General features: G+C 64.3%; 6 protein-coding genes. 2 read left to right on the top strand and 4 right to left on the bottom strand.

Annotated elements, in window-relative coordinates:
* Positions 1-274 (top strand): GNAT family N-acetyltransferase (locus tag G9463_RS23085; protein ID WP_165897943.1); only part of this gene is annotated, 274 nt, incomplete at its 5' end.
* 21 nt (positions 275-295) lie between these two features.
* Here the strand turns inward: G9463_RS23085 and G9463_RS23080 are convergent.
* From G9463_RS23080 to G9463_RS23070, 3 genes are read right to left on the bottom strand one after another with little or no spacing between them, the layout of a single operon-like run.
* The gene (locus tag G9463_RS23080; protein ID WP_121303481.1) at positions 296-2,014 is read right to left on the bottom strand and encodes an AarF/ABC1/UbiB kinase family protein; all 1,719 of its coding nucleotides are present in this window, start codon (positions 2,012-2,014) and stop codon (positions 296-298) included.
* A gap of 18 nt (positions 2,015-2,032) precedes the next feature.
* Positions 2,033-2,389 (bottom strand): Hsp20/alpha crystallin family protein, encoded by a 357-nt coding sequence (locus G9463_RS23075; RefSeq protein ID WP_004957670.1) that lies wholly within the window; start codon positions 2,387-2,389, stop codon positions 2,033-2,035.
* A 47-nt stretch (positions 2,390-2,436) separates the two neighbouring features.
* Positions 2,437-3,213, bottom strand: a complete 777-nt coding sequence (locus G9463_RS23070; protein ID WP_011223798.1) for a GIDE domain-containing protein — start codon at positions 3,211-3,213, stop codon at positions 2,437-2,439.
* 200 nt (positions 3,214-3,413) lie between these two features.
* Here G9463_RS23070 and G9463_RS23065 point away from each other — a divergent pair, with 200 nt between their 5' ends.
* Positions 3,414-4,343: a molybdopterin-binding protein gene (locus G9463_RS23065; RefSeq protein ID WP_165897941.1), complete on the top strand. Its 930-nt coding sequence runs from the start codon at positions 3,414-3,416 to the stop codon at positions 4,341-4,343.
* Here the strand turns inward: G9463_RS23065 and G9463_RS23060 are convergent.
* Positions 4,331-4,604, bottom strand: a 274-nt coding sequence (locus G9463_RS23060) for an HAD family hydrolase (protein WP_165897940.1), incomplete at its 5' end; no start/stop codon positions are given. The two genes, G9463_RS23065 and G9463_RS23060, sit on opposite strands and share 13 nt — an antisense overlap.

Genomic DNA, 4,604 nt, shown 5'->3' with positions numbered 1-4,604 from the left:
TGAAGTCGGGCACGCGGACGAGCGAACCGTCCCCGGCGCGGCCGAACTCCACCGGATGCGGGTGGCTCCGTCCCGGCAACGACGTGGCTACGGTCGTAGCCTCCTCCACAAACTCGAACAGCAAGTGGTCGAGCAGGGATACGAGGTCCTGCTTGCGACGACATCACAGAGCCAGCCCGCCGCGGTCGCGTTCTACCGCGACGAAGGATACCAAGAGGTAGACCAGTCAACACAGGGCGAGTACGAACTCGTCCACTTCGAGAAACGGCTCTGACCCAACAATCGGACGCGGCGTTCAGTCACCGCTGTAGGCGTCGTCGGTGTCCTCGCCGAAGGAGGTGTTGAGCCCGCCCGGGCTCTCCCTGTCTTGCTCACGCATACTCTGTCGCGTGAACTGCGGCTTGGCGCGGACGGCCTTTTTCGAGCGGAACGACCACCACAGCGCCAGTGACAGGCCGACAGTTCCAGCGATACCGACACCAGTGGCCGGCAGCGACGCCTGCGTGTACAGGAACGCTGTCGAAAACAGCGTGCTCGCGAGCAACATCCCGAGGATGAGCCGCTTGGTCATCGTCGCGAGCAAGCCATCGGAGTCCTCAATGTCGGCCTGTACGCGGAAGTCCTCCCGCTCGACTCTGTCGAGGGCGGACTCCAGTTTCGGCGGGATACGGACGGCCGACCGAGCGGCGTCGGACACTTCGGTCGCTCGGTCCTCGACGAAGTTCCGAACGCCCTCGGCGAGATACCCCTCCTCGCGGAGATAGTCTGTCGCGACGCCGATGAAGTCGAAGTCCTCGTCGAGGGTGACACAGACGCCTTCGACGACCGTGGCGACACGCAACACGAGCGCCAGATTCGCCGGCAGGCGAAGCGGGAATTCGTAGATGGTGTCCTCGACCTGCTGGATGATCTGCTGGACGCGGTACTGCTCGATGTCCTCGCCGCGGGCGTCGGCGATGGCCAGTTCCATCACGTCGCCCATCACCTGCCGGTCGGCCTCCGGCGAGAGCGTCCCCATCTCGATGAGGGCATCGAGGATGGCGCCGATGTCCTGATCGGCGACGGCGGCGTAGAAGTCGATGATCTTGTCCTGCACGAACGGGTCGACTCGACCGGACATCCCGAAGTCGTAGAAGACGAGCGTCCCGTCGTCTTGCACGGCGAGGTTCCCGGGATGTGGGTCGGCGTGGAACACGCCATCGTCGATAATCATCTGCAGGTACGCCCGCTGGAGCGTCTCGGCCAGCTCCGTCCGGTTGATACCGCCCGCGTCGAGGCTGTCGATGTCGTTGATCTTCGTGCCGGGGACGTACTCCATCGTCAGGACGCGCCGGGTGGAGTGAGACTCCTTGACTTCGGGGATGCAGATGCGGTCATTGTCCCTGAAGTTCTCCCGAATTTCGGTGAGCATCCGCCCCTCTCGCTGGTAGTCCATCTCCTCGCGGATGGTCTTCGAGAACTCGTCGGCGAGTGTCTCCAGCGAGAACGACCGAGAGTCGTCGATGAAATACATCAACAGCGGGAGCGACCAGCGGACGACCCGCAGGTCGGCCTCGACGAGCGTCTCGATACCGGGCCGGCGGATCTTGACGGCGACCTTTTCACCGTCGACCTCCGCCAGATACACCTGACCGAGCGACGCGCCGCTTATCGCCTCTCTCTCGAATTCATCGAAGCGGTCATCGACAGACCCCAGTTCGTCCTCGATGACAACCCGTGCCTCGTCCCAGTCCGCCGGTGGCACGCGGTCCTGGAGCTTGGAGAACTCCTCGATGTACTCCGGCGGCAGGACGTCCGGCCGCGTCGAGAGGATCTGTCCGAGTTTGATGAACGTCGGGCCGAGCGTTAGCAACGAGTCGAGCAGCTGCTGTGCACGTTTGCGACGCTGTTCAGGCGTGACGCGGCGCGATGAGCCGATCACGAAGAACCGCTTTCGGTCTCGTGCGTACGCGACCAACAGGGGCAGGAAGTGGCGTGCAACGACGAGGAACCGCCAGTACGCGCGAAGATTCACCGGCTTGCCACCTCTGAATCAGTCCCCGTCGATCGGGATTGTGGTGCTCGGTGCGGCTGTCGCCTTCGGCAGTCGGAGTTCGAGGACGCCGTTTTCCACGGTCCCCTCCCCGCCCTGCCCGGTCGTGTCCGGCGGGAGCGGAAGCTCAGCGTCAAGGAACACGGAACGGTCCTCGCGGACGAAAGTAAACTCCCCGGGCACGTCCTTGGTCCGTTGCCCGTCGATACGAAGGCGGCCCCCTTCAACGGTCACGTCGATTGTCTCCGCGGTCACGCCCGGCAGGTCGAGCACGAGCAGATATTCGTCCTCGGATTCGAGCACGTCCGCGAACACGGCGTCGGGAAGGTCCCGAAGCGCTTCACGCAGGGCAGACATACGCCCGTCTAGGTGGTACGCTGTGGTAAACCCGACGGTCTCTGCTACTACAGGAGTGTGGAGAAGAGGGCGACGCTGCCGACGATAACAGCGACGAGACCGAACACAGTTTCAGCGATAGCGCCCCGAACAATCCGTCGGGCGGTGCCACGCTCGCTGGTGTCGGAAATGACGAACACCGGCGTCGCGTTGCCGTCCCCGACAATAGCATCGACCAGATTGCTGCCCCACGCCGTTGCGGGGCCGCGCATCGCCTGGCCGTAGACGTACACATCCTCGCCAACGTCCAGCCGACGCTCGGTAAAGCGCTGTTTGTTCCCCAAGCTGATTTCTGTCACGAGCAGGTTCACGGACCCATCCTGTGCCTCGACGCCCTCCGTTCGCTCGACGTACGCAGCCAAGCGCTCAGGGAGTTCAGTTCCGGGAGAGACTGTCACCGACTGGGATTCGAACCGTACGTCCGCTCCGTCTGGGTTTACGCGAACGCGCGCGTTGCCGTCGTCCACGATGAAGTCGACGCCGTCCTGCCCCTCGTCTAGCGTCTCCCAGTTTGAGTGTTTGCCTGACGAGCGGTACTCCTCGACTTCGTAGGTGTATGCCAGACACTCGCTACCGGTAAAGGGGGCCGTGACGGTCCCGGCACCCTCGTTGGCGACAGCTGTGCCAGTGATTTCGACAGGACCAGTGTGCCCGTCGAGTGAGCGCACCGGAACCGGATCGTTCCGGAGGATGTGGAACACCGTTTTGAGTTCCCGGCCGCCGCGGAGGAGGACGAAACCGCCGATAGTCAGGAACACGATGCCAACCAGTTGCGGGAGGACCATACGTCGATGCCGGACCCGACCGAGAAAAAATATTCCCAGTTACGCCGTTCCACAGCCGGGACGCGGCGGGTGGATCAGAGCAACGTCCCCGCACGCGGCAGATGGCTGAAAGCAACGTCACCGGATGGCTGAAGACAGCGATACGCGGAGACACTGTCGCCACGCAGGGTACTTTTGCTACAGCGGCCGCTAGTACGGGTATGGCTGGCCCCTCGCCGTCGGACGCTGAGTCGCTCCCGCTGGAAACCGCACGCCGACGAATCGGCAGCGTCGCTGCGCCCATCGACCGAACAGACAGGATTCCGCTCTCCGTCGCCGTCGGACGTGTTCTGGCGACACCTGCGACGGCGAATGACCCTATCGAGGGAGCCGAAATCAGCGTCGGGGACGCCGTTTTCGAGCAAGGCCATCAGATACGACCCGGCGACGTGGGACTGCTGAGAGCCGCTGGAGTTTCCGAACTCCTCGTCCGCCAGCGACCGCAGGTAGGTATTCTACCGACTGGCGATGAACTGGCCCAGCGGGACGCGGGCGAGAGCCAGCAGGTCGAGACGGCGGGGTTCACGCTGGCACAGTACGTCGACCGCTGGGGCGGCAAGGTAACGTACCGGGACCCAGTCGCCGACGACGCGCCGGCACTCCGGATGGCGGTCCAGCGTGACCTCACCCGGGAACTGATCGTCATTACCGGGACGGAACCGGGTGACGCGCTCCGAGAAATCGTCGCCGAACTTGGCGAGGTGCTCGCGGACCGTCTCGCGATCGACCCCGGCCATCGGACCGGGATAGCCGTCGTCGAGAACCGACCGGTAGTGCTCCTGCCGGAGTCGCCAGGCGCGGCCCGCGTCGGCGCTGTCCAGCTCGTTCGTCCACTCCTGAAGACGTTCGCCCACGCCCCACTGCCCGCCCATCCAGAGACACGAGCGACGCTGACAGCGCACGTCGACAGTCAAAACGGTGTCAGGACGTTTACTCCGGTCGCTGTGGGCGACGGCACAGCGATGCCGTTGCCCGGCGTTGACCTCGCGACGGCGACCCGGGCCGATGGCTGGGTGTCCGTGCCCGCCGCCGAGGCTGGTATCGATACCGGAACGACCGTCACTGTTGAAAACTGGGACTATCTCCCCTGAGACGACGACAGGTCCAGCAGCGAGGCGACCCGTCTATCGCCGCGCACGCACCGGCCCGTCTCCGTGGGGGACCGACGACCAACGTGAACGCCGTCGAGGCCCGCGTTCCACGCCGCACCGATGTCTGACGGATTGTCTCCAGCCAGCACACCGTGGTGGCCGTTGTACCAGACATCCATCTCCCGCATCGCCAGTTCCACCGGCTTCGGGTCGGGCTTCCAGCCGATGTCATCGTCACAGCAGACGACCGTTTCGAACCAG

Origin of the sequence: Haloarcula sp. JP-Z28 (genome assembly GCF_011440255.1) — an archaeon.
Classification (GTDB): domain Archaea; phylum Halobacteriota; class Halobacteria; order Halobacteriales; family Haloarculaceae; genus Haloarcula; species Haloarcula marismortui.
This window is presented reverse-complemented; position numbering and strand designations above follow the sequence as displayed.

Bases quoted from the DNA above. Each gene is read 5' to 3' on its own strand.
- G9463_RS23070 (WP_011223798.1), bottom strand. From the start codon at position 3,213: ATGGTCCTCCCGCAACTGGTTGGCATCGTGTTCCTGACTATCGGCGGT.
- G9463_RS23065 (WP_165897941.1), top strand. From the start codon at position 3,414: ATGGCTGGCCCCTCGCCGTCGGACGCTGAGTCGCTCCCGCTGGAAACC.
- G9463_RS23075 (WP_004957670.1), bottom strand. From the start codon at position 2,389: ATGTCTGCCCTGCGTGAAGCGCTTCGGGACCTTCCCGACGCCGTGTTC.